The 19,878-nt window shown below is 67.5% G+C and carries 21 protein-coding genes; 11 read left to right on the forward strand and 10 right to left on the reverse strand.

The window, feature by feature from the left end:
- Positions 1 to 10: 10 nt before the first annotated feature.
- Together E5CHR_RS23615 and xseB are read right to left on the reverse strand one after the other, a co-directional pair.
- Positions 11 to 907, reverse strand: a complete 897-nt coding sequence (locus tag E5CHR_RS23615; RefSeq protein WP_162582099.1) for a polyprenyl synthetase family protein — start codon at positions 905 to 907, stop codon at positions 11 to 13.
- Positions 908 to 972: 65 nt separating this feature from the next.
- On the reverse strand, positions 973 to 1,242 hold the full coding sequence (gene xseB, locus E5CHR_RS23620; RefSeq protein ID WP_162582100.1) for an exodeoxyribonuclease VII small subunit: 270 nt from the start codon (positions 1,240 to 1,242) through the stop codon (positions 973 to 975).
- Positions 1,243 to 1,486: 244 nt separating this feature from the next.
- Between xseB and E5CHR_RS23625 the strand changes: the two genes are divergently transcribed.
- From E5CHR_RS23625 to E5CHR_RS23660, 8 genes are all read left to right on the forward strand, one after another.
- Entirely contained in the window at positions 1,487 to 2,623 is a 1,137-nt protein-coding gene (locus tag E5CHR_RS23625) for an aromatic ring-hydroxylating oxygenase subunit alpha (RefSeq protein ID WP_162582101.1), read from the forward strand.
- 4 nt (positions 2,624 to 2,627) lie between these two features.
- Positions 2,628 to 3,560: a DMT family transporter gene (locus E5CHR_RS23630; RefSeq protein ID WP_174255738.1), complete on the forward strand. Its 933-nt coding sequence runs from the start codon at positions 2,628 to 2,630 to the stop codon at positions 3,558 to 3,560.
- 16 nt (positions 3,561 to 3,576) lie between these two features.
- Positions 3,577 to 4,488, forward strand: a complete 912-nt coding sequence (locus tag E5CHR_RS23635) for a sulfurtransferase (protein ID WP_162582102.1) — start codon at positions 3,577 to 3,579, stop codon at positions 4,486 to 4,488.
- The gene (locus E5CHR_RS23640; RefSeq protein WP_162582103.1) at positions 4,485 to 5,030 is read left to right on the forward strand and encodes a DUF2796 domain-containing protein; all 546 of its coding nucleotides are present in this window, start codon (positions 4,485 to 4,487) and stop codon (positions 5,028 to 5,030) included. The genes E5CHR_RS23635 and E5CHR_RS23640 overlap by 4 nt, the downstream gene beginning before the upstream one ends.
- 7 nt (positions 5,031 to 5,037) lie before the next feature.
- A complete protein-coding gene (locus tag E5CHR_RS23645) occupies positions 5,038 to 5,742 on the forward strand; it encodes an ABC transporter ATP-binding protein (protein WP_162582104.1) in 705 nt (234 codons plus the stop codon).
- Positions 5,739 to 7,001 carry an ABC transporter permease gene (locus E5CHR_RS23650; protein ID WP_162582105.1) on the forward strand — a complete coding sequence of 421 codons (1,263 nt, stop codon included), beginning with the start codon at positions 5,739 to 5,741 and terminating at the stop codon, positions 6,999 to 7,001. The genes E5CHR_RS23645 and E5CHR_RS23650 overlap by 4 nt, the downstream gene beginning before the upstream one ends.
- A gap of 5 nt (positions 7,002 to 7,006) precedes the next feature.
- Positions 7,007 to 7,606 (forward strand): DUF3299 domain-containing protein, encoded by a 600-nt coding sequence (locus E5CHR_RS23655; RefSeq protein WP_443083124.1) that lies wholly within the window; start codon positions 7,007 to 7,009, stop codon positions 7,604 to 7,606.
- A gap of 89 nt (positions 7,607 to 7,695) precedes the next feature.
- Complete coding sequence (locus E5CHR_RS23660; RefSeq protein WP_162582107.1) at positions 7,696 to 7,905, forward strand: dodecin; 210 nt, start codon at positions 7,696 to 7,698, stop codon at positions 7,903 to 7,905.
- Positions 7,906 to 7,926: 21 nt separating this feature from the next.
- On the opposite strand, the gene E5CHR_RS23665 is transcribed toward E5CHR_RS23660, so the two are convergent.
- From E5CHR_RS23665 to E5CHR_RS23685, 5 genes are all read right to left on the reverse strand, one after another.
- Entirely contained in the window at positions 7,927 to 8,154 is a 228-nt protein-coding gene (locus E5CHR_RS23665; protein ID WP_232062173.1) for a hypothetical protein, read from the reverse strand.
- Between the two features lie 131 nt (positions 8,155 to 8,285).
- Entirely contained in the window at positions 8,286 to 9,167 is an 882-nt protein-coding gene (locus E5CHR_RS23670) for a ZIP family metal transporter (RefSeq protein ID WP_162582108.1), read from the reverse strand.
- A gap of 63 nt (positions 9,168 to 9,230) precedes the next feature.
- On the reverse strand, positions 9,231 to 10,139 hold the full coding sequence (locus E5CHR_RS23675) for a dienelactone hydrolase family protein (RefSeq protein WP_162582109.1): 909 nt from the start codon (positions 10,137 to 10,139) through the stop codon (positions 9,231 to 9,233).
- Between the two features lie 72 nt (positions 10,140 to 10,211).
- Positions 10,212 to 10,976: an aspartate/glutamate racemase family protein gene (locus E5CHR_RS23680; protein ID WP_162582110.1), complete on the reverse strand. Its 765-nt coding sequence runs from the start codon at positions 10,974 to 10,976 to the stop codon at positions 10,212 to 10,214.
- Positions 10,977 to 11,008: 32 nt separating this feature from the next.
- Entirely contained in the window at positions 11,009 to 11,890 is an 882-nt protein-coding gene (locus E5CHR_RS23685; RefSeq protein ID WP_162582111.1) for a transporter substrate-binding domain-containing protein, read from the reverse strand.
- 218 nt (positions 11,891 to 12,108) lie between these two features.
- On the opposite strand from E5CHR_RS23685, the gene E5CHR_RS23690 reads away from it, so the two are divergent.
- On the forward strand, positions 12,109 to 13,320 hold the full coding sequence (locus tag E5CHR_RS23690) for a D-amino acid dehydrogenase (protein ID WP_162582112.1): 1,212 nt from the start codon (positions 12,109 to 12,111) through the stop codon (positions 13,318 to 13,320).
- Here the strand turns inward: E5CHR_RS23690 and E5CHR_RS23695 are convergent.
- Genes E5CHR_RS23695 through polA form a run of 3 tightly spaced genes read right to left on the reverse strand, consistent with a single transcriptional unit; the run spans position 13,317 to position 18,354 of the window.
- On the reverse strand, positions 13,317 to 14,219 hold the full coding sequence (locus tag E5CHR_RS23695; protein WP_162582113.1) for a LysR family transcriptional regulator: 903 nt from the start codon (positions 14,217 to 14,219) through the stop codon (positions 13,317 to 13,319). The genes E5CHR_RS23690 and E5CHR_RS23695 overlap by 4 nt on opposite strands.
- A 7-nt stretch (positions 14,220 to 14,226) precedes the next feature.
- A complete protein-coding gene (locus tag E5CHR_RS23700) occupies positions 14,227 to 15,513 on the reverse strand; it encodes a M20/M25/M40 family metallo-hydrolase (RefSeq protein ID WP_162582114.1) in 1,287 nt (428 codons plus the stop codon).
- Positions 15,514 to 15,561: 48 nt separating this feature from the next.
- Positions 15,562 to 18,354 carry a DNA polymerase I gene (polA, locus tag E5CHR_RS23705; RefSeq protein WP_162582115.1) on the reverse strand — a complete coding sequence of 931 codons (2,793 nt, stop codon included), beginning with the start codon at positions 18,352 to 18,354 and terminating at the stop codon, positions 15,562 to 15,564.
- Between the two features lie 96 nt (positions 18,355 to 18,450).
- Here polA and E5CHR_RS23710 point away from each other — a divergent pair, with 96 nt between their 5' ends.
- Both E5CHR_RS23710 and E5CHR_RS23715 read left to right on the forward strand, forming a co-directional pair.
- Positions 18,451 to 18,807, forward strand: coding sequence for a hypothetical protein (locus E5CHR_RS23710; RefSeq protein ID WP_162582116.1), 357 nt, complete (start codon positions 18,451 to 18,453; stop codon positions 18,805 to 18,807).
- A 12-nt stretch (positions 18,808 to 18,819) separates the two neighbouring features.
- On the forward strand, positions 18,820 to 19,869 hold the full coding sequence (locus tag E5CHR_RS23715; RefSeq protein ID WP_162582117.1) for a homoserine kinase: 1,050 nt from the start codon (positions 18,820 to 18,822) through the stop codon (positions 19,867 to 19,869).
- Positions 19,870 to 19,878 lie beyond the last annotated feature (9 nt).

Raw genomic sequence — 19,878 nt, forward strand, 5'->3', positions numbered from 1 at the left:
TTGTCGTTGTCTATCTATCGCGGTCCACGACCATGTAGGCCAGCGCACGCAATGCACCAGTATCGGCCAGCCGGCTGCGGTCGAGAGCCCGCAGCGCGTCGACCAGCAGCTCGCGCGCCTGCGCACGCGCGCCGTCGAGGCCGAGCAGCGAGACGTAGGTCGGTTTGTCGCTCGCTGCGTCCTTGCCCGCGGTCTTGCCCAGGGTCTGCGAGTCGGCCGTGACATCGAGGATGTCGTCCACCACCTGAAAGGCCAGGCCGATCGCGGCGCCGTAGGCACGCAGTGCATCGAGCGCCTCGGCATCGATGGTGCCGCACGCAGCGCCCATTTCGACGCTGCCCTGCAGCAGGGCGCCGGTCTTCAGGCGATGCATCTCGCGCAGCTGCGCCTCGTCGAGCGCGAGTCCGACGCTGGCCAGGTCGATCGCCTGGCCGCCGGCCATGCCCTGGCTGCCGGCTGCGCGCGCCAGCAGGCGGCAGAGCCGGGCCTGCACCTCGGGTGCGACGCCTTCGCTTTCGGGCGTGAGCAGCTCGAAGGCCAAGGCCTGCAGGGCATCGCCCGCGAGCAGCGCGTCGGCCTCGCCGAACTTCACATGCACCGTCGGCTTGCCGCGGCGCAGCACGTCGTTGTCCATGCACGGCAGGTCATCGTGCACCAGCGAATAGGCATGGATCAGCTCGGCAGCGCAGGCGGCACGCAGCGCCGCCTCGGCGTGGCCACCGACCGACTCGCTGGCGGCGAAGACCAGCAAGGGCCGCAGCCGCTTGCCGCCGTCGAGCACGGCGTAGCGCATTGCATCGCCCAGCAGCACCGGCGCATCGACGCCGACCCAGCGCGACAGTGCGGCTTCGACGCGCGCAAGCAGCGGTTCGCTCCAGGCTGCAAGGCGCCGCGAGTCCCAGCGCATGGCATCCGTCGGTGTCGAACTACCTTCGGCTGCAGTGCCAGCGCGATCGGGCGGCCGGACGGCGCTCATTCCCCAGCCCAGGCCTTGAGGCCGTTCGCGTCAAGCACCTTGATCTGATCTTCGACAGCCTGCAGCTTGTCGCGGCAGAAGGCCAGCAGTGCCGCGCCTCGCTGGTAGCTGACGAGCAACTGGTCGAGCGGGAGCTGCCCCGATTCGAGCTCGGCCACCAGCTGCTCGAGTTCCTGAAGGCCGGCCTCGTAGCTCGCGGGCAGCGCGCCGGTGTCGGGAGCGGCGGGTGAAGAAGCAGGCGGGGAGGAAGCGGACACCTTGGGCATGCGGGGGTGGGAATGAAACGGGGCATTTTAGGACGGGGGGCACCATGGCACGCCTCGCAGGCCCATCTGCCCCGCCTCCAAAGCCCTTCGCATCGAGGGCAAAGCAGCAGCACGCCTATTTTTCCCGGGGTACAATCCCCCGCTCTCGCGCCGGCGCCCGCCGGCGATTTTCTTGGGGCCATCCGCGCTTCAGCGGCCGCTCTTTCGTTCTTTCCTCCCTGTGGGGAGCTTGGTCAGGTCATCCATGTCTGATTTAAGTCTTCAACTGCAGCAGGCTTCCAGCCAACTCCCGGTTTCCGCGTACTTCGACGAGGCGCTCTATGCCAGCGAGCTGCAAAGCCTTTTTGCCGGCGGTCCGCGCTATGTCGGCCACCGCCTCGCAGTGCCCGAACAAGGCAACTACCACGCACTGCCGCAGGAGCAGCAGGGCCGCGCGCTGGTGCATACGCCCAAGGGCGTCGAGCTGATCTCCAACGTATGCCGGCATCGCCAGGCGCTGATCCTGCAGGGCCGCGGCGCGCTCGATCCGCTGGCCGGCGGCGGCAACATCGTGTGCCCTCTGCACCGCTGGACCTACGCCGCCGCCGACCCGCGCACCACCGGCAAGCTGATCGCCGCGCCGCATTTCGCGCAGGACCCGTGCCTTGACTTGCACAACTACCCGCTGACCGAATGGAATGGTCTGCTGTTCGAGCAAGACCCGCAAGGCGGGCGCGACGTCGCTGCCGACCTGGCCCGGCTCGGTCCGCGCGCGGACCTCGACTTCGAGGGCTATGCGCTGGACCGCGTTGAGCTGCACGAGTGCAACTACAACTGGAAGACCTTCATCGAGGTCTACCTCGAGGACTACCACGTCGGGCCCTTCCATCCCGGTCTCGGCAGCTTCGTCACCTGCGAGGACCTGCGCTGGGAATTCGGCCACCACCACTCGGTGCAGACGGTGGGCGTCGCCAACCGCCTGGGCCGCGCCGGCAGCCCGGTCTACCAGAAGTGGCAGGAGCAGCTGCTGAAGTACCGCGAAGGCAAGCCGCCGAAGTACGGTGCGATCTGGCTCACCTACTACCCCCACGTCATGATCGAGTGGTACCCGCACGTGCTCACCGTCTCGACGCTGCATCCCATGGGACCGCAGAAGACGCTCAACATGGTCGAGTTCTTCTATCCTGAGGAGATCGTCGCCTTCGAGCGCGAATTCGTCGAAGCGCAGCAGGCCGCCTACATGGAAACCTGCGTCGAGGACGACGAGATCGCCGAGCGCATGGACGCCGGCCGCCGCGCGCTGATGCTGCGCGGCGTCGACGAGAGCGGCCCCTATCAAAGCCCGATGGAAGACGGAATGCAGCAGTTCCACGAGTGGTACCGCCGCGAGATGAAGTTCTAGGGGAATGCAAGCCCTCTGGATGGTGCTGGCAGCGCTGATCTTCGCCACCATGGGCGTGTGCGTGAAGTTCGCCTCGGCCTGGTTCACGAGCGCCGAGCTGGTGCTTTACCGCGGCCTGATCGGCATGCTGTTCCTGTGGGCGCTGGCGCGCCAGCGCGGCATCACGCTTGCCACGCCCTACCCCGGCATGCACGCCTGGCGCAGCCTGATCGGCGTGTTCTCGATGGGCGCCTGGTTCTACGCCATCGCCCACCTGCCGCTGGCAACCGCCATGACGCTCAACTACATGAGCAGCGTCTGGATCGCGGCCTTCCTGGTCGGCGGGGCGCTGCTCGCCTGGGTGCCGGTGCCCGGCCGCGACGGGCGCGTGCCCCGGCCGCCGCTGCAGGGTCCGCTGGTGCTGACCGTGCTGGCCGGCTTCGGTGGCGTGGTGTTGATGCTCAGGCCCAGCGTCGGCGACAGCCAGGGTTTCGCGGGGTTGGTCGGCTTGCTGTCCGGCCTGACTGCCGCCTTCGCCTACATGCAGGTGGTCGCGCTTTCGCGCGTGGGCGAGCCCGAGTCGCGCACGGTGTTCTATTTTGCGGTCGGCTCTGCGGTGGCCGGCGGTCTCGTCACGTTGCTGGGCAGCTTTACGCCGTGGGAGCAATGGACCTGGGCGCACGCGGCATGGCTGCTGCCCGTCGGCGTGCTCGCCGCCCTGGGGCAGCTGTGCATGACACGCGCCTACGCCAGCGCCAAGACACAAAGCGGCACGCTCGTCGTGGCCAACCTGCAATATTCGGGCATTGTCTTTGCGGCCGTCTACAGTGTGCTTCTGTTCGGCGATCGCATCGACGCGGCCGGCTGGGCCGGCATGGCGCTGATCGTCGGCAGCGGCATCGCGGCCACCGTGCTGCGCGAGCGCTCGCTGCCCAAGGCACCCGCCGAAGAACATTGAGCAAGGAAGGACCGCCATGTACCAGACCCTGATTTCCGTCGACCAGCTCATGGACCTGCAGCGCAGCGGTGCGCCGCAGATGGTGTTCGACTGCAGCTTCGACCTGATGAAACCCGAGGCCGGCCCCGCGCAGTACCGGGCGGCTCACATCCCCGGAGCGATCTACGTCAACCTCGACACCGACCTGAGCGCCAGGCATGGCGTGCCGGGCGCCAATGGAGAGGTCGTGGTGACGCAGGCCGACGAAGGCCCGCCGGCATCGGGCGGGCGGCATCCGCTGCCCAGCCGCGAGAAGTTTGCAGCCTGGCTTTGCAGCATCGGCTTTGCGAACAACATGCAGGCCGTGGTCTACGACCGCAACGGCGCCAACTACTGCGGCCGGCTCTGGTGGATGCTGAAGTGGCTGGGCCACGAGGCCGTGGCAGTGCTCGACGGCGGCCTGCAGGCCTGGCAGGCGGCGGGCGGCCAGACCAGCGAAGGCGAGGAACCGGCGCGCTTCCAGTCGAACTTCGTCCCCGGCGACCCTCTTGTGGCGCTGGTCGACACGCGCACGGTCGCCGCGCGGCTCGAGAAGGCAGACCAGACGCTGATCGACGCGCGCGCCGCCGCGCGTTACCGCGGCGAGGTGGAACCTCTCGACCCGATCGCCGGTCACATTCCCGGGGCCCTGAACCGGCCGTTCACCGAGAACCTCGGCCCCGAGGGCAAGTTCAAGCCGGCCGCCCAGCTGCGCGCCGAGTTCGAAGCGCTGTTGCAGGGCCGCGACCCCGCCACCGTCGTCCACCACTGCGGCAGCGGCGTGAGCGCCGTGCCGAACGTGCTCGCCATGCAGATTGCCGGGATGGGACCGAGTGCGCTCTATGCCGGCAGCTGGAGCGAATGGAGCAATACGCCGGGACTGCCGACACGGCAAGGTGCCAAGGCATGAATCTTCAACGCCTTTTCTGGACTTTCGCGTTCACGGGCCTGGTCGCGGCAGCCCCGTTGGCGGCCATGGCGCAGGCGCGTGCGCATGTTCACGGCCAGCTCAAGCTCGACATCGCGATCGAGGGCCCGACCGTCGTGATCGAGATGGAATCACCGCTCGAGAACTTCGTCGGCTTCGAGCATGCCCCCAAGACCGAGGCCGAGAAGAAGATCGCCGGCGACGTCGTTGCGCAGCTGCGCGCGGCCGATCAGCTGTTCAAGATCGACCCCGCCGCCAACTGCAAGCTCGGTCCGGTGACGCTCCGTTCGGCGGCCCTGGGCCTGGGCAAGGCCGAGACCGGCGCGAGCGAGGGCCATGCGGATCTCGATGGCACGATCGCCTTCAACTGCACCAAGGCGACGGAGACAAAGTTCATCGAGCTTGCGCTGTTCAGCGCCTTCACCGGCCTGCGGCAGATCGACGTGCAGCTCGTCTCGCCCGATGGCCAGTTCAAGCGCACGCTCAAACGGCCTGCCACGCGTCTGACGTGGGGCGGCAAGTAACGCTGCGGTGAGCGCCGTCCTTTCCGCCGAAGCGCTGCGCTTCGCCTGGCCCGGCGCTTCCGGCCCCTGCATCGACATCGAACGGCTCGACATCGAGGCCGGCGAGGCCGTCTTCCTGCACGGACCCAGCGGCTGCGGAAAGAGCACGCTGCTGTCGCTGCTGGCCGGTGTGCTGGTCGCAGATGGGGGCCGCGTGACGCTCCTCGGCCAAGACTGGGCCGCACTCTCGGGCGCTGCGCGCGACCGCTCGCGGGTCGCGCATGTGGGCTACATCTTCCAGCAGTTCAACCTGCTGCCTTACCTGAGCGTGCTCGACAACGTGCTGCTGCCCTGCCGCTTCTCGGCGCGCCGCCGCGAGCAAGCCGCGCGTGAGGGTGGCGCGCGCACACAGGCCGTGCAACTGCTCGAAGCCATGGGCCTGCCGCACGCCCTGTGGAAGCGTCAGGCGATGCAGCTGTCGGTCGGCCAGCAGCAGCGCGTGGCGGCAGCACGCGCGCTCATCGGGCACCCCGAGGTCGTGATCGCCGACGAGCCCACCTCGGCCCTCGACGAGGACCGGCGCGAGGCCTTCCTCGACGTCCTGGTCGAAGCCTGCCGCGCGAACCGCAGCGCGCTGGTGTTCGTGAGCCATGACCAGCGCATCGCGGCGCGCTTCGGCCGGCATCTGCTCTTGCCCGAAATCAACCGCGCCGCGGAGCTTGCGCCGCCATGAGGACGCTCATCGCCATCGCGTGGAGCAGCGCCTGGAACCGCCGCTTCACGCTCGCGCTCACGGTTCTGTCGATCGCGCTTTCAACCTTCCTGCTGCTGGGCGTCGAGCGCATCCGCACCGAGCTGCGCGACAACTTCTCCGCGTCGGTCTCGGGCACCGACCTGATCGTGGGCGCTCGCACCGGCTCTTCGCAATTGCTGTTGTACTCGGTGTTCCGCATCGGCACCGCCACCAGCAACATGCAGTGGCAGAGCGTGCAGGCGCTGGCTGCGCACCCAGGCGTGAGCTGGGTGGTGCCGCTGTCGCTGGGCGATTCCCACCGCGGCTTCGCGGTGCTCGCGACATCGCCAGACTACTTCCAGCATTTCCGCTACGGCAATCGCCAGCCGCTGCGGCTGCGCGAGGGCAAACCTTTTGCTGAACTCTTCGACACGGTGATCGGCGCCGAGGTGGCGGATCGGCTGGGCTACCACGTCGGCCAGCACATCACCCTGGCGCACGGGAGCGGCGAGCTCAACGTGGCAGAGCACGCCGACAAGCCCTTCGTCGTGGCGGGCGTGCTCGCGCGCACCGGCACGCCGGTCGATCGCACGGTCCATATCGGCCTGGAAGCAATGGAGGCCTTGCACCTCGAATGGCGCGGCGGCGCGCCCCTGCCCGGCGTGCGCATCCCGGCCGAGCAAGTGCGCAAGTTCGATCTCACGCCCAAGACCGTGACCGCTGCGCTGGTCGGACTCAAGAACCGCGCCGCGGTGTTCTCGGTGCAGCGCTGGGTCTCGACCTACCAGCCCGAGGCGCTGATGGCCATCCTGCCAGGCGTCGCGCTGGACGAACTGTGGAGCGTGATCGGCGTCGGCGAGAACGCGCTGCTGCTGATGTCCGCGCTCGTCGCGCTGGTCAGCCTTGCAGGACTGGTGTCGGTGGTGATGGCCGGGCTGAACGAGCGCCGCCGCGAGCTCGCAGTGCTGCGTGCGGTGGGCGCGAGCTTGCGCCATGTGCTGGCGCTGCTGGCGCTCGAAGGCGCGATCGTCACGCTGCTGGGCGTGGCGCTCGGCTTCGTGGCGGCGGCGCTGGGCATTGCCCTGCTTTCGCCATGGCTGCAGGCGCACTTCGGGCTGGCACTCTCGCTGTCCGAACCTACACTTCGAGAATGGGCCCTGCTCGCCGCGCTGCTGGCCGCGGGCTGGCTGGCCAGCCTGCTGCCGGGCGTGCGCGCCTACCGTCTCTCGCTCGCCGACGGCCTCTCTCCAAGGACCTGAACATGATGAAGAAGACATTGCTTCCCCTGCTCCTGGCGCTGTGCGCCGCGACCGTCACGGCCTTCGCTGCCGACCCCGCGCCGCAGGCGACCTCGCCCACGAATCCCTTGGGCGGCAAGGACGCAGCCGCCAAGCCAGCGCCGGGCCAGCCGCGGCTGATCGCCTGGGAAGAACTGGTCCCCAAGGACTGGGACCCGATGAAGGAGTTCAAGGACATGGACCTGAGCAAGTTCGAGGACGGCGATCCGCGCGCCAACGAGCTGCTGATGAAGATGCAGGAAGCTTCGAACAACGCACCCACCAACGCGGCAATGAACGGCGTGGACATCAAGCTGCCGGGTTTCATCGTGCCCCTGGAAGAGAACAAGGGCGAAGTCACGGAGTTCCTGCTGGTGCCCTACTTCGGCGCCTGCATCCACACGCCGCCGCCGCCTGCCAACCAGATCGTGCATGTGCGCCCGCGCAACGGCGCGAAGTTCCGGGCGATGGACACGGTATGGATCACCGGCAAGCTCCAGACCTTGCGCAACGACTCGATGATGGGCGTGAGCGGGTACCACGTGACGGCGGACACCGTCACCAAGTACACCAGCGGGGCGAAGTAGCGGACAGTTGCGGGGCCCGCGCCTATGATGAACGCAGCGTTGCCCTGCCAGCGGCAGCGTCCCCCGTCTCATAACCCAAGGAGCGCTTCATGTCCAATCACGTCTACAAACTCCTCGAACTCACCGGCTCCTCGCCCACGAGCAGCGACGATGCCGTGCAGTGTGCGATTGCCAAGGCCAGCGAGTCGGTGCGCAACATCCAGTGGTTCGAGGTCACCGAGACCCGGGGCCACGTGCAGGACGGCAAGATCGCGCATTGGCAGGTCACGCTGAAAGTGGGCTTCACGCTCGAGGGCTGAAAAAAGCCGCTGCCGACCTTGTCAATCCGGCGCCTGCATGACGCGATCGAATTCCTCGTCGGCCGGCACGTTGTCGGCGTCGAGCTCGCTGGCGTCACTCAGGTCGATGCCGGTTTCCGAAATCTCGTCGGACAGCTCGGTTTCGTCGTCCAGAGCTTCGTCTGCGGACAGCTCGTCGTCCTCTGACTCTTCTTCGGCGGGATCGTCGATGGGATCGACGGAACGCAACGGTGCATCGGCGCGGTTCATGTTCGGCTCCTAAGCTGTGATGGCTCGCGTTGGCGAGGCCCAAGTGTGAGCCTCCTCGCCCGACTTGGGTAGCCCGAGTTTGCAACCGGCCGAACGGGCGCCGTGTCGGAGAGAACCGCTTCCACGCCCTTTCAGTGACTGTGTCCGTGTTCCTCGTGGGATGGCTCGGCATGCTCATGGGCATGCCCGTGCTCGCCATGGGCCAGGCGGCTGACGCCCATCACCAGCAGGAGGCCTGCCGCAAGCCAGGCGACCTGCCATGCAGTCTCGCGTGCGCTCAGCCGCCTCTGCAGTTGCGGGATGAGGTCGGCCAGCGCCACGTAGACAAAACTGCTGGAAGCGAGCACCAGGAAGTAAGGCAGCAGGGCATGAAGCTGATCAACGAGCCACCAGCCGGCAAATCCACCCAGCGCGGTCATGGTGCCGGCAAGCGACACCTTGACCAGCGCCGCCTTCGCATCGGGCGAGCTCTGGCGCAGCACGACCAGATCTCCGATGTGGTGCGGCACTTCGTGCGCCAGCACCGCGAGCGCCGCAACCAATCCGAGGCGAAGGTCGGCGATGAAGGCCGAGGCGATCAGGATGCCGTCGCCGAAGCAATGCACGCTGTCGCCCGTGAGCACGGCCCACCCGCCACCCTTGCGCGCAGGCTGGTGGCCGTGTGAATGCGCGTGCCCGTGCGCGTGCGCGTGCCCGTGTTCGTGGTGTGCCTCGTCGCCATGATGGTGCTCATGGCCGTGGTGCCAGAGTTCGGCCTTGTCGAGCAGGAAGAACAGCACCAGCCCACCGAGCAATACGCCGAACAGCAGGCTTGGTTCGATACGGCTCTCGAAGGCCTCGGGCAGCAGATGCATGAAGGCGGTCGCGAGCAATGCGCCGGCCGCCAGGCTCAGCAGGTGCTGCGGATCGACGCCGCCGCCCCGGCGCACGCCCACGCGCAACAGCAGCGCGGCGACCCAGACACTTCCGATGCCGGCGACCAGGGTCGCGGCGATGATGACGAACAGGTTCATGTCGGCTTCACGAGAAAAACAAAAGCCGCCCATCGGACGGCTTTCAGCAGAAAGCGGAGCACCTCAGTCGACGCCGTGGGTCTTGAACCACGCGAGGGCGCGCTCCCAACCGTCCTCGGCCGCAGCTGCAACGTAGCTCGGCCGGTAGTCGGCATGGAAGGCGTGGCCCGCTTCGGGGTACACGACGAACTGGGAGGCCTTGGCCGCCGGCGAACCGGTGGCCAGAGCCGCTTTCATCTTATCAACGGTGTCAAGGGGGATGCCCTGGTCCTTGCCGCCATAGAGGCCGAGCACCGGGGCCTTCAGTTCGGCGACCAGATCGATCGGGTGCTTCGGCGTCAGCGGGCCGGGCTGGCCAACCAGGCGGCCGTACCAGGCGACTCCCGCCTTGACCTTGCCGGTGGCCGCGTAGAGCCAGACGATGCGCCCGCCCCAGCAGAAGCCAGTGATGGCGGCCTCGCCGGCGTCGCCACCGTTCGCCGCGGCGTACTTCAGGGCGCCGTCGAGGTCGGCCAGGACCTGTGCGTCGGACACCTTGCTGACGACTTCGGCCTGCAGCTTCGGGATGTCGGTGTAGCTGCGCGGATTACCCTGGCGCGCATAGAGCTCGGGCGCTATGGCGAAGTAGCCGGCCTTCGCGAGACGCCTGCAGGTATCGGCGATGTACTCGTGCACGCCGAAGATCTCCTGCACCACCAGCACCACGGGCAGGTCTGTCTTGCCGGCGGGCGCGGCGGCATAGGCCGGCACCTCGAAGCCGTTCACGCTGTACTTGACGGGGCCGGCCTTCAGGCCGTCGGCGGGGGTGTTGATCGCGGTCTGCGCCGCGATGGGCAGCGTGGCCGCCGCATAGCCGACACCGATGGCAGCCTTGAGGGCGGTACGCCGCGTGGCGCCTTGCTCAGTGCTCTCGCCCGGTCGAAGCGAATCGAAGTCGGCTTGCAGATCGGAACCAGTCCGGCAATGGGGCATGAGTGCGAACTCCTTGAAGAAAAGACATCCAGCCACGCAAGCGCGCGCAGGCGAAGGCCGCACTGTAGGCGATCAGGCGTGAACTTGCTGTGACTGTGAAACCCCGTCGTAGGCCCGTCGCGCCAGCGCGGAGGCCAGCACCCTCGCCGGATCGACCAGCCGCAGCCCGGCGACGGCAGCCGAGCCTTGCAGCCCCAACGGGATCTCCGTGCAGCCCATGACGATGGGCACCGGGCCATGACGGTCCGCCAGCTGCAGTGCGACCCGGCTGAAGCAATGCGCCGCCAGACGCAAGTCGCCGGCCTTCACGCCATCGTAGATGCCGCGCATCAGCAGCCCGCGCTCTTCGGCCAGCGGCAGGTGGCAGGCCAGTCCCGCATCGGCGAGCGCTTGCTCGTAGAGGCCGACGCGGTAGGTGCCCTCGGTCGCCATCAGTGCCGTGCCGCGCACGCCTTCGGCTGCCAACCGGGCCGAGACCTCGCGCGCCACATGCAACACCTCGATGTGTGGGAAACGCTCCTGCAGCTTGGCATGCCAGGCGTGGGCCGTGTTGCAGGCGATCGCCACGGCGCGGCTGCCCAGTGCGGCCAGCCGCCCCAGCGCCTGCAGCATGGGCTCCAGCGGCTGGTGGGCGCCGAGCGCGTTCGACTCGAGCGCGCCGCTGCGGTCGGGCACCGGCACCTGCGCCAGCCAATGCTCGGGAAAGCCCTGATCGCGCACTGGCTCGCCACGGTCACGCATGACCCGTGTACAGGCTTCGACGAAGAGGCGCACGAAGTCGGCGCCGGCGGCCGGCCCCATGCCGCCGAGAATGCCGACCGTCTGCGGCTTCAGCATCGCGGCCTCTTTGCTCGACCTGGGCTTGCCGCTCAGGTCGCCGGTTTGTCGCTGGGCGACTTGATGTTCTCGCGCAGCTGCGGGCTCATCGGAAGGTTCAGGGGCACGTTCTTCGGCGGGATCGGCTGCAGGAACCACTTGGTGTACATCTTCTCGAACTCGCCGCTCTTCATCAGGCCGATGAAGGTGTCGTCCACCAGCTTCTTGAAAGCGGTGTCGTCCTTGGCCAGCATGCAGGCATAGGGCTCGACCTGCAGCGCCTCGCCCACGACCTCGAACTCCGCAGGGTTCTTGGCATTGGCCATGAGCCCGAAGAGCAGGATGTCGTCCATGGCGAAGGCAACGGCGCGGCCGCTCTCGACCAGCAGGAATGCGTCGGCATGGTCCTTGGCGAGCACGAGGTCCATGTCGAGGTTCTTCTCGGCGTTGTACTTGCGCATGACCAGCGCGTTGGTGGTGCCGGTGGTGCTCGTGACCGTCTTCTTCGCCAGGTCGGCGTAGTCCTTGATGTTGGACGACTTCTTGACCAGCAGGCGCGTGCCTGTGTAGAAGTGGTTGACGGCGAAGCTCACGTCCTTGGCGCGCGCGCTGTTGTTCGTGGTGGAACCGCATTCGAGATCGATGGTGCCGTTGCTCAGCAGCGGGATGCGGTTCTGCGAGGTCACGGCCATCATCGCCACCTCGAGGTTGGGCTTGTTGAGCTTCTTCTTGACCGCCTCGACCACCGCATTGGACAGCTCGACCGAGAATCCGATCGGCTTGCCCCCGTCCAGATAGCTGAAGGGCACGGAGGACTCGCGGTAGGCGAGCGTGATCTTGCCGGAGGCGGCGATCTTCGCCAGGGTGTCGGCAGCCTGCGCGCCCGTCGCAACAGCGGCGAGCGCCACGGCAGCCATCAGTACGGAAATTTTCATGCGAGCCCTTTCGGTCGAATTGGAATGTGTTGCGGAGTGTAGGAATGATTTGAGCCGCAGTCACAATTCCTTTTGCGGGCATGCCCATGATCAAAAGTTATGGGCTGCTTCTTTGGGGCATGAGCTTTGGCTATGGGCTGCGGCGGTTTTGGCATTTCACGCGCGCGCAGCCACCGCCTAGAGTCGGCGCATTCATCAACGCGACAGGAAGATGCGTCATGCATGTGGGTGTGCTGGGCGCCGGCATCGTGGGCCTGAGCACGGCCTGGCAGTTGAGCCGGCGCGGCTTTCAGGTGAGCGTGGTCGACCGTGCGGCGCCCGGGTCCGGCGCCAGCGGTGGCAATGGCGCACAGCTGAGCTATTCGTACGTGCAGCCGCTGGCGGATCCTTCCATCTGGAAGCAACTGCCCAAGTTGCTGTTCTCGCCCTCCTCCCCGCTCAAGCTGCGGCCCCAGCTGGATCCGCTGCAGTGGCGTTGGGGCCTCGCCTTTCTCGCGGCGTGCAACGCGCGCACCTCACACCAGACCACGGCCCGGCTCCTCGCACTGGCGGCAGAGAGCCGCGTGGCCTTCGAAGCGATGCTCAGCGAGCTCAGGCCCGACTGCGATTTCTCCAGCACCGGCAAGCTGGTTCTGTATGCGAGCGCCGCCTCGCTGGACGGCGCCCGCCGGCAGCTCGAGCTCCAGCGCACGATGGGCAGCGAGCAGCGGCTGCTCACGCCGGACGAAAGCATCGCGATCGAGCCGGCGCTTGCGGCGTACCGCGGCCAGATGGCCGGCGCCATCCACACGCCCAGCGAATGTGCCGCCGACTGCCTCAAGCTCTGCATTGCGCTTGAACATGCGTTGCGGGCGCGCGGCGTGCGCTTCCTGCTCGATTGCGAGGTGCAGGGCTTCGACCGGCGTGATGGCCGAGTGGCTGCGGTGCGGACCAGCGCCGGAGACGTGGAGGCCGACGCCTTCGTCATGGCCCTGGGCACCGCTTCGCACCGGCTGGGTCGCCAGCTCGGCGCCTATTTGCCGGTCTATCCGCTCAAGGGCTACAGCATCACGGTCGATGTGGATGGCGCACCTGGCACCGCGCCGCACGTCAGCGTGACCGACAGCGCGCGCAAGGTGGTGTTCGCGCGCATCGGCTCGCGCCTGCGTGTGGCCGGGATGGCCGAGCTGGTGGGGCACGATGCCAGCATCCCGGCCACACGCATCGAGACCCTGGCCGCCGCGACGCGCGCCGTGTTCCCGCAGGCCGGCCGCATGGAGGCGCTCCATCCCTGGACCGGCATGCGCCCGGCCACGCCGACGGGCGTTCCGATCATCGGGCACGTGGCCGGCGCGCCGTCGAACGTGGTGTTCAATACCGGCCACGGCGCGCTGGGTTTCACGCTGGCCTTCGGATCGGCAGAACGCGTGGCGCGGCAATTGGCCGCCTAGGCCATCGCTTCGATCGCATCGCGCATGCAGCGCGTGATGGCGCGAACCGCCACCGAATCGGGCCGTTCGGCAAATCGCAAGGCACGGATCGGCACCGGAATGCGCGGCTCCAGCGCCAGCACATCCACCTTGTCGCGATCGGCCGAGCCGGCCGTGCAGCCGTCGACCAGGGCCACGCCGAGCCCGTGATGCGCCATGGCCAGCGCGGCATGGTAGGTCTGCACCGTGACGACGGCCTCCTGAAAGCCCACGCCGGCCTGCCTGCATGCCTGGCTCAGGCTGGTGCCTACGGGGTCGCGGCTGTCGAGCCCGACCACCGGCACCTTGACCAGATCGTGCAGCGCCGCCGAGCCGTTGCGCACCAGCGCGCGCGGCAGCATTCCCTTGGGTGCGATGCACACCATGCGACTGTCGGCCAGCGCCTCCTGCGTGAGCGAGGGATGCACCGCGGGACTGAAGGCAAAGCCCACGTCGGCCTCTTGCCGCAGCAAGGCCGACATGATCTGCGGCGAATGCAGCGACTCCACGGTGACGGCGATTCCCGCATGCTTCTGCCGGAACGCCTTGAGCGCGCGCGGCAGCACTTCATAGCTCAGCGCCAGCACCGTGAGGATGCGCAGCTCGCCGGCGTCGCTGCCCGTGCGCAGGTGGGCCGCCAGCCGTTGCACTTCATCGAGCTGCTCGAACAGCCGCTCGATATGCGGATACAGCGCCTGCGCCTCGGTCGTCGGGGTGAGCCGCCCTTTGGCGCGCTGGAACAGCGGAAAGCCCAGCTGGAGCTCCGCGTGCTGCAGCGTGCGGCTGACCGCCGGCTGGGTGATGTTGATGAGCCTGGCCGCCGCGCTCACGCTGCCGGTGAGCATGATGGCGTTGAAAACCTCGATGTGGCGCAGGCGCATCGACGGGCTACTTGCCGACCTTGCCGCGCGAGATGTCCATCACCATCCGCGTCGCCAGGTAGAGCCGCGGCTCGATGGAGTCGACCAGTACGTACTCGGCATCGGCCGAGTGCGCGCCGAAGCCCTGCAAACCGAAGCGTTCGACCACAGGGGCCTTGGTCTGCAGCGCGGCAAAGGCTGCGTCGGTGCCGCCGCCGGCCACCTTGTCGTCCGCGCCCAGGTCGCGACCTAACTCCTTGTAGATCGCCTGCGCGTGAAAGGCGAGCGCGCGCGAGGCGTCGGTGGCCTCCAGCGGCGGGCGACGGCGCTCGAACTTCATCTCGACCTTGGCCTCGGGGATCAGCTGCTTCTTCACGCGCTCCTGCACCTGCTTCTCGATGCGGTCGTAGTCGCTGACCTTGAGCACCCGAACGTCGGCTCCGGCGCTGGCCGAGGCCGGGATCACGTTCCGGTTGGTCCCCGCTTTCGCAATGGTCCAGTTCATCTTGAGCCCCGTCGCCGGGTCGGACAAGTCGCGCATCTGCAGGATCTGGTGCGAGAGCTCGTACAGCGCGTTCACGCCCAGCTCCGGCGCCGAGCCCGCATGCGAGGCCTTGCCGTTGACATGGAGCGACACCGAGGCGATGCCTGCTGTGGCGAGCGAGAGCTTGTCTTCCTTGACCGAGGCGCCTTCGTACGACATCACCGCGTCGTGCTCCGCGCCGAGCCGGCTGATGAGCGCGCGCGAGCCGGGCGAACTGATTTCCTCGTCGCCGTTGATCAGCACCGTGAGGGTGCCGTATTCCTTGAAGTCGAGCGCCTTCAGCAATGCGACTGCATGCAGGATCACGGCCACGCCCTGCTTGTCGTCGGCAATGCCGAGGCCGTAGGCCTTGTCGCCCTCGACACGGAAGGGCTGCTTGTTCAGCATGCCGATCTGATAGACCGTGTCCATGTGGGCAATCAGCATGATCTTCTTGCTGCCGGTCCCCTTGAAGGTGGCGCGCACTGCCTTGCCGATCTTCTCGGGCGTGTCCTCCATGCGGTAGGCCTCCGCGGTCGTGTCGACCATCTCGACCTGCCCGCCCAGCGCCTTGAGACGCTCGCCGATCAGGTTGGCGATCTTGTCCAGGCCTTCGAGGTCGCGGCTGCCCGATTCGATGGAAACCAGCTGCTTCAAGGTATCGAGCAAAGCGGGCTTTTCCTTGGCGGCCAGCGCAGCAATGCGATCGTCGGGCGCGGCCGAGGCGATGCCGAGCGAGGCGGCGCAGACAGCGCCGAGCACGAAAGTGCGGAGGGAATGCGAGAGCTTCATCTTTCTTGTCTTCCTTTGGGTTGTGGCTTTTCTTCCTGCCTGCTGCGTTCAGTGGGCCTTGTCCCAGTTCGGGCCAAAGCCGATCTCGGCCAGGAGCGGGGCCTTGAGTTCCGCCACGCCGGCCATCAGGCGCGGGATCTCGACGCGGACCCAGTCGACCTCGTCCTCGGGCACCTCGAACACCAGTTCGTCGTGCACCTGCATGATCATCTTGGTACGACGCTGTTCGGCGTCGAGCACCTCCTGCACCTTGACCATGCTGAGCTTGATGAGGTCGGCCGCCGTGCCCTGCATCGGCGCGTTGATGGCAGCGCGCTCGGCCGCACCTCGACGAGGCCCGTTGGGCGACCTGATTTCCGGCAGGTAGAGTCGCCGGCCGAAAACGGTTTCGACGTATCCCGTTTCCCTGGCTGAAGCCTTGGTCTCGTCCATGTAGAGCTTCACACCCGGATAGCGGGCGAAGTAGCGGTCGATGTAGGAGGCTGCGGCCTTGGTGTCGATGCCCAGGTTGCGCGCCAGGCCAAAGCTGCTCATGCCGTAGATCAACCCGAAGTTGATCACCTTGGCATAGCGGCGCTGCTCGCTCGACACCTGGTCGACCGCCAGGCCGAAGACCTCGGCCGCGGTCGCGCGGTGCACGTCGATCCCCTCGGTGAATGCGCGCAGCAGCGACGCATCGCCGCTGATGTGGGCCATGATGCGCAGCTCGATCTGCGAATAGTCGGAGCTCGCGATCACGCTGCCCGCCGGCGCCACGAAGGCCTCGCGCACGCGGCGGCCTTCAGGGGTACGGATCGGGATGTTCTGGAGGTTCGGGTCGTTGCTGGACAGGCGCCCCGTCACCGCCACCGCCTGTGCGTAGTGCGTGTGCACGCGGCCCGAGCGCGGATGCGCCAGCTGGCCCAGCTTGTCGGTGTACGTGCCCTTGAGCTTGGACAAGCCGCGGTGCTCGAGGATCTTGGCCGGCAGCGGGAAGTCTTCGGCCAGCTTCTCCAGCACCTCCTCGTCGGTGCTCGGCGCGCCGCTCGGCGTTTTCTTGATGACCGGCAGTCCCAGCTTGGTGAAGAAGACCTCGCCGATCTGCTTCGGCGAACCCAGGTTGAAAGGCTGGCCGGCGAGTTCGTAGGCCTCCTGCTCCAAGGCCATGATGCGCTTGCCCAGGTCATTGCTCTGGGCCGCCAGCATGGGCGCGTCGATCAGCACGCCGTTGCGCTCGACGCGGTAGAGCGCCTCGCTGGAAGCCATCTCCAGCTCGTAGATGAAGCGCAGCTTGTCGTCGGCCTGCAGCCTGGGCCACAGCGCGAGGTGCACGTCCAGCGTCTGGTCGGAGTCCTCGCAGGAATACTCGGCGGCCTTTTCGATCGACACCTGGCTGAACGGGATCTGGTGCGCGCCCTTGCCGCACAGGTCTTCGTAGTCGATGCCGCTGCGGCCCAGGTGGCGCTCGGCCAGGCTGGCCAGTCCGTGCGGTTTGTGCACTTCCAGTACATAGCTCTGCAGCATGGTGTCGTGCGCGTAGCCCTGCACCTCGATGCCATGGTTGGCGAACACGTGGCGGTCGTACTTGACGTGCTGGCCCAGCTTCTTCTTCGTGCCGTCTTCCAGCCAGGGCTTGAGCTTCGCGAGCACCTCGTCGCGCGGCAACTGCGCCGGCGCGTCGCCGTAATTGTGTGCCATGGGGATGTAGGCCGCCTCGCCGGGCTTGACGCTGAAGCTGATGCCCACGATCTCGGCGTAGATCTCGTCGAGCGACGTCGTCTCGGTGTCCAGCGCGACCAGCTCGGCGGCCTCGACCTTGGCCAGCCAGCTGTCGAAGAGCGCCCAGTCGAGGACCGTGTCGTAGACCAGGTTGCTGGCCTTGGCGGCGGCGTCGGCGGCTGGCTCCTCGAGCAGGCCGGTGCCGCCCTCGGGCCCGTGCTTCGCCTTGTTCTCCTCGAGGAGCTCGGGCGGGACTTCGTGCGCCTGCAGGGTCTTTACCAGGCTCTTGAAGCCGTACCTGTCATAGAAGCTCTTGAGTGCGTCGACCTGTTGCGCGCCGATGGCGATGCCATCGAGCGCGGGCAGCCCGGGCACATGCCCGTCGAGCTCGCAATCGGTACGGATGGTCACCAGGCGCTTGCCCTGCGGCAGCCAGTCGAGGGCCTTGCGCAGGTTCTCGCCGGCCTGCCCCTTGACCTCGCCGGCGCGCGCGATGAGCGCATCGAGCGAGCCGTACTCCAGCAGCCACTTGGCGGCCGTCTTCGGGCCCACCTTCTCCACGCCGGGGACGTTGTCGACGCTGTCGCCGACCAGCGTCTGGTAGTCGACCATGAGGCGGGGCGGCACGCCGAACTCGGCCGTGACGCCGGCCACGTCCCGCTTCTTCCCGTTCATGGTGTCGATGATGGTGATGTGCTCGTCGACGAGCTGGCTCAGGTCCTTGTCGCCGCTGGAGACGATCACCTCGACGCCCTGGTTCGCCGCGGTGCGCGCGAGTGTGCCGATCACGTCGTCGGCCTCGATGTCGGGCACGCACAGCACCGGCCAACCCAGCAGCTTGACGACTTCATGAATGGGCTCGACCTGGCTGCGCAGTTCGTCGGGCATGGCAGAGCGGTTGGCCTTGTACTGCGGATACCACGCATCCCGGAAGGTCTTGCCGGGCGCGTCGAAAACGCAGGCGGCGTAGTCGGCCCGGACCTCGCGGCGCAGCACCTGCAGCATGTTGATCATGCCGCGGATGGCGCCGGTCGCCGGGCTGGTGGGGTCGCCCGGCACCGCGCGCAGGTCGGGCATTGCGTGGAAGGCACGGTAGAGGTAGCTCGAACCATCCACGAGCAGCAATGTTTTCTTGTCGGTCATCGGAGCATTTTGCCGCGCCGCGTCAAGGCGCCTTTGCAACGGCAACGGTAGCGTCCTGCTGACGCGGCCCAGGGGAGTGCCGCCTACAATCCGACCATGCCCTCCACTCCTCTTCTGCTTGCCCGCGCCGCCCTGGTGGCCGCACTGGCCGCTGCCGCACCGCTGGCCGCCGTTCATGCCCAGAGCGCCCCGCCCCCCGCCGAGGTGCAGGCTGCGCCCGAGTCGCCGAACCGCAACCAGAAGATCGAGTACATCCACGTCGAGGATTCCGGCGCGCGGGTCGACGAGGTGCGCTACGGCGGCCAGACCCAGAGCATCACGGTTCAGCCCAAGGCGAACGTGCCTTCGTACGAGGTGCTGCCCAACAACAGCGGGCGCGACCGCCAGGGGCCGACCGAGACCAGCGGCGGAAACGGCAACGGCGCGCGGGTCTGGAACGTGCTCAAGTTCTGAGCGCGGGCGGCCGTGGCGGTCTTCACCGAAGTCGGGTTCGACGAAGCCGATGCGCTGGTCCAGCGCCTCGGCCTGGGTCCGCTCAGCGCCCTGCGGGGCATCGAGGGCGGCATCGAGAACACCAACTATTTCGCCAGCACCGCGTCGGGCGAATTCGTCCTGACGCTGTTCGAGCGACTGGGGCCGCAGCAACTGCCCTACTACCTCTGCTTGATGAAGCACCTGGCCTCCCGTGGCATCCCGGTGCCCGAGCCGGTTGCCGATCCGGCGATCGAGCCGCCGGGCGGACACGCCCTGTCCATTCCGGCGAATGCGCCCTGCGAATTCCTGCACCAGGTCGCGGGCAAGCCGGCGGCGCTGGTGCAGCGGCTCGCAGGCAAGAGCGAGCTTGCCCCGACCGCCGCACATTGCGCCGAGTTGGGCCGGCTCCTGGCGCGCATGCACCAGGCCGCAAGCGACTTCCCCCGCATCCAGCCCAACCTGCGTGGCCTGGCCTGGTGGAACGACACAGCGCCGGTGGTGCTCCCGTACCTCGAGGCACCGCAAGCCACGCTGCTGAAGCGTGAACTGGCCTACCAGAACCACACCGCCGAATCGTCGACTTACGCGGCGCTCCCGCGCGGGCCGGTACACGCCGATCTGTTCCGCGACAACGCAATGTTCGCCACCGAAGGTGACTCGCCGCATCTGACCGGCGTGTTCGACTTCTACTTCGCCGGCACCGACACCTGGCTGTTCGACCTGGCGGTATGCCTCAACGACTGGGCGATCGACCTTCCCACCGGCCGGCACGACCCGGTCCGCGCCGACGCGCTGCTGGCCGCATACGCCACCGTGCGGCCGCTGACAGGTGCCGAGCGAGCCCTGCTGCCCGCGATGCTGCGCGCCGCGGCCCTGCGCTTCTGGATCTCAAGGCTGTGGGATTTCCACCTGCCGCGTGAAGCGAGCATGCTCAAGGCCCATGACCCGACCCACTTCGAGCGCGTGCTGCGCGAACGCTCGCGCGCGCCTGCCGACCTCTTTTCTTCTTGCACCGCGCTCGGCGAGCCGCAGGCCGCCTGAGCCCCTGCA

The organism is Variovorax sp. PBS-H4 (assembly GCF_901827205.1).
Taxonomy (GTDB): Bacteria; Pseudomonadota; Gammaproteobacteria; order Burkholderiales; family Burkholderiaceae_C; genus Variovorax.